Annotated in this window: 2 protein-coding genes and 4 pseudogenes; all 6 read left to right on the forward strand. The window is 44.5% G+C overall.

The genetic code is table 11. The features are described from left to right. Nucleotides 1-575 (forward strand): annotated as a pseudogene (locus HSISS2_RS10710) (energy-coupling factor transporter transmembrane component T); the annotation flags it as partial. Then, nucleotides 551-1,387: an ABC transporter ATP-binding protein gene (locus HSISS2_RS02890; RefSeq protein WP_042767183.1), complete on the forward strand. Its 837-nt coding sequence runs from the start codon at nucleotides 551-553 to the stop codon at nucleotides 1,385-1,387. The pseudogene HSISS2_RS10710 and the gene HSISS2_RS02890, both read left to right, overlap by 25 nt. Further along, nucleotides 1,374-2,173: pseudogene (locus HSISS2_RS02895) on the forward strand (ABC transporter ATP-binding protein). Before HSISS2_RS02890 ends, HSISS2_RS02895 begins: the two are co-directional and overlap by 14 nt. A 166-nt stretch (nucleotides 2,174-2,339) precedes the next feature. Next, nucleotides 2,340-2,702: pseudogene (gene pnuC / locus HSISS2_RS02900) on the forward strand (nicotinamide riboside transporter PnuC); the annotation flags it as partial. A gap of 140 nt (nucleotides 2,703-2,842) precedes the next feature. Next, nucleotides 2,843-3,295, forward strand: coding sequence for an Rrf2 family transcriptional regulator (locus tag HSISS2_RS02905; RefSeq protein ID WP_021145305.1), 453 nt, complete (start codon nucleotides 2,843-2,845; stop codon nucleotides 3,293-3,295). Nucleotides 3,296-3,348: 53 nt separating this feature from the next. Beyond that, nucleotides 3,349-3,459 (forward strand): annotated as a pseudogene (locus HSISS2_RS11625) (NADP-dependent oxidoreductase); the annotation flags it as partial.

Here is a 3,459-nt window from a genome sequence, read left to right on the forward strand (position 1 = left end):
CCTGTTTCTGATTTGCACCATGCTGATCATCCAAGGGTTATTTTACAGTCGTAATCAAACTGTGCTGTTTTCTGTGCTTGGGGTGTCGTTCTACAAAGAAGGCCTGATTTACGCCACCACTCTGGGTTGTCGAGTTTTGGTGATTATTTTGACCAGTGGCTTTTTTATGGTGACCACGAGTATTTCAGAAAACGCGACCTATTTGGAACTGTCCGGATTGTCTTATAAAACCGTCTACGTTCTGATGTCGGTGTGTTATATTTTGCCGGAAATGATGCGCAATATGCGGAAAATCCAGCAGGCACAAAAAGTTCGCGGAACCAATCCGCAAAAAACGTTGATTCAGAAATTAAAGTCAGTATTGCCGGTTCTAATTCCATTGGTGATTAAGACCTTGGATCAATCGATGGCGCGGTCGATTTCTCTCCAACTGAGAGGTTTTGATAATCCCAACCGGACTGTCAGAACCTCCCCAGCGCGTGTATCGCCTGTCGCGGACGCTGCACATTGGTCTGACTGGATTGGCAATTTTATTGATTGGGTGGAAGATATGGAAGAAGATAAACGGTTTGTAATTGAAAATTTGACCACCCGTTATCCGGGTACTGAGCAACCACAACTGCGTCAGATTAACGCGGAGGTTCATACCGGCCAGGTGGTTGGGATTATCGGGAATAGCCACTCCGGCAAATCGACTTTGTGCCGTGTGCTGGCAGGGGTCATTCCCAAAATTGTGTCTGCTGAGATTGAGGGCGACTGGCACATGTTTGGCCAGCGAGTGTCCGACAATTGGCCCGTTTATAATGCCATGAATGGAGTTGTACTGCAAAATCCAGCTGGCCAACTAAGCGGGTTGGCAGACACGGTTGCCGATGAAATCGCCTTCGACTTGATTAATCAGGGAATGGTTGAAGGACTGATTCAAAAACGGGTTGAAGAAGTTGCCACGCAAATGGGGCTGATTGAACAGCTGAATTTGCGTCCCGAGAGCCTTTCCGGTGGTCAGATCCAGCGGTTGGCAATTGCCACGGCGATTGTGGCTAATCCGGCTGTTTTGATTATGGATGATCCGACCAGTCAGATGGATCCCCTTGGCCGCCGGCAATTTTTCCAATGGCTGGCCCAAGTCAAAGAGACGACTGTCTTCATTGTCACCAGTGAAATTGACGATTTGTGCGAAGTTGCCGACGTTGTGTGGGTGCTGCACGAGGGTCAAATGGTAGCCCAGGGCAGGCCGGGTGAGGTGTTTAATCATTTGGCAGCTGACTGGCAGATTCCAGCCCCGACAATCCAGCAACTTGCTCAAAAAATGGATTGGCACTTGGCTGATGGCCGGTATCCGGTGAATGGCGCTGATCTGAAGGAGGTTCGTTATGTCCACAATTGAACTGAGCAACCTGACGTTCACTTATCCGGAACGGTCCTTTAGCTTGGATGTTGAAGACAAACACTTCGCCGAACCGATGGTGGCGATTGTCGGCCAAAATGGTGCCGGTAAATCAACGCTCTTCAAATTGTTGACGGGCTTGCTGACACCACAAACCGGTGTGATTAAGATCGATGGAGAAATTTTAATGATCTTAAACCAGTCGAAAAGTTACTGAAGGTTGGGATTACTTTTCAGAATCCTGACGATCAGCTTTTCAACCCGACCGTTCAACGAGAGGTAGAGTGGAGTGTTGCACAGGTCATGGATGACCACGACACGATTACTAGGCGGGCTTTAGCGGCTCTAAAAAGAGTTGGCTTGGATGATAAAGCAGCTGAAAGTCCATATGACCTGTCATTGTCGGAACGCAAGCTGTTGAGCGTTGCCACAGTTTTGGCAGTGGATCCGGCGATTTATTTATTTGATGAGCCGATGATGTCGCTTGATTGGGAAAGCCGGCGCAAGTTGACCGCAATTTTCCATCAGTTGGCTGATTCGGGCCACCAAGTTGTGACCATCACCCATGACATGGATTGGGTCGCCGCCGAGTTTGAGTCGGTGTATGTTATGGAACACGGGAAGTTTGGCTTCGCCGGCAGTCCACGGGAATTGTTCAGCGATCACGAACTTGTCCAGCGAGTGGGATTACTACCACCGCGGATTATGGACATAGCGGAGTCGCTGGGTGATTCACAGACATATTTATCGGTTAATGATTATTGCCAGAAAAATCGAGATGTATAGAAAAAGTCACCTCTGCGGGTTTTCCAGGTTGAAGGATTAACTTCAGCTTCTGGCAAGAACTCACGGTTATTTTCTATCATTTGTCAAGTCTATCAAGGCTTTAAGTAAAAAAAGAGATAAGACAGTATCTATTCTGAGGTTACTGTCTTATTTTTAACACTTTTAGATCTATCAAGCCCAGTTCAAAAAAGAACAGCAGGAATTTGTTGCCCGTAAATTGGATACGGTGGGATGGACTAAGTACCTATCAATTAGTGTACTTTGGTTGTTAGCTTTTGGTCTAATTTACCAGTCAATTGGAGCTAATCGTCCTTATCGTGATTCTATTACCGATGCGACAAATGGTTTTGGTCAGCTCTTGATGACAGCTGTTTACCGTGAACAATGGATTTTTTGGGCTGCTACTAATGTTTTCTCTATCTACCTCTGGTGGGGAGAAAGCCTTCAAATTCAAGGGAAATACTTCATTTATCTTATCAACAGTCTAGTTGGTTGGTACCAATGGAGCAAGGCGGCAAAGAAAGCTTAATACTTATGTTTATCAATTAATAAGAGGATCCAGTAGGGTCCTTTTTGTGTGTTTTTACAGTGAAGCAAAAGTCTTGCTTTTCTTTTTATTTGTGTTATACTTGTTCTTGTGTCAGATACAAGTTATCTAAAGGAGTTTATATGGATACAAAATTTTCAGTAGCCTTACATATCCTAACCATGATTAGTGAGAGCAAGGATACCTTAAGTTCTCAAGCACTAGCAACTAGCGTTGGCACCAATGCGAGTTACATTCGAAAGGTAATCGCCTTATTGAAAAATGCTGGACTGATCCAGTCTCAGCAAGGAAAAACGGGCTACCAACTTAGTAAATCGCCAAAGGACATCACCTTACTTAACATTTATTTTGCGACACAAGAAGTCAGCCACATCAGCTTATTTCCTGTTCACCAAAATAGCAATCCTGATTGTCCCGTTGGAAAACATATCCAAGGAGCCGTTTCACCACTATTTGCTAGCGCTGAAGCTCAACTTGAGAAGGAACTAGCCTACCAAACCTTAGAAGATGTCATTAACAATCTTTATAAAGATGCCAAACAAAACGAAACTGATTTGCATGCAGATCAGTTTTAAAAAGACTATACTTGTATCTTTGTTAGATACAACAAAAAAGAAAAGAGAAGACAATGAAAGCTGCACAACATACATCATACAACAAAAAGAATATCACACTGAACATCACAGAAGTCGCTACACCAAGTATCACAGACAAAGAAGTTTTGGTCAAAGTCAACTGC

It is taken from the genome of Streptococcus sp. HSISS2 (assembly GCF_000448665.1).
Taxonomy (GTDB): domain Bacteria; phylum Bacillota; class Bacilli; order Lactobacillales; family Streptococcaceae; genus Streptococcus; species Streptococcus raffinosi.

Excerpts from the sequence above, each read along its gene's own strand:
- HSISS2_RS02890 (WP_042767183.1), top strand. The coding sequence starts at position 551 with ATGGAAGAAGATAAACGGTTTGTAATTGAAAATTTGACCACCCGTTAT.
- HSISS2_RS02905 (WP_021145305.1), top strand. The coding sequence starts at position 2,843 with ATGGATACAAAATTTTCAGTAGCCTTACATATCCTAACCATGATTAGT.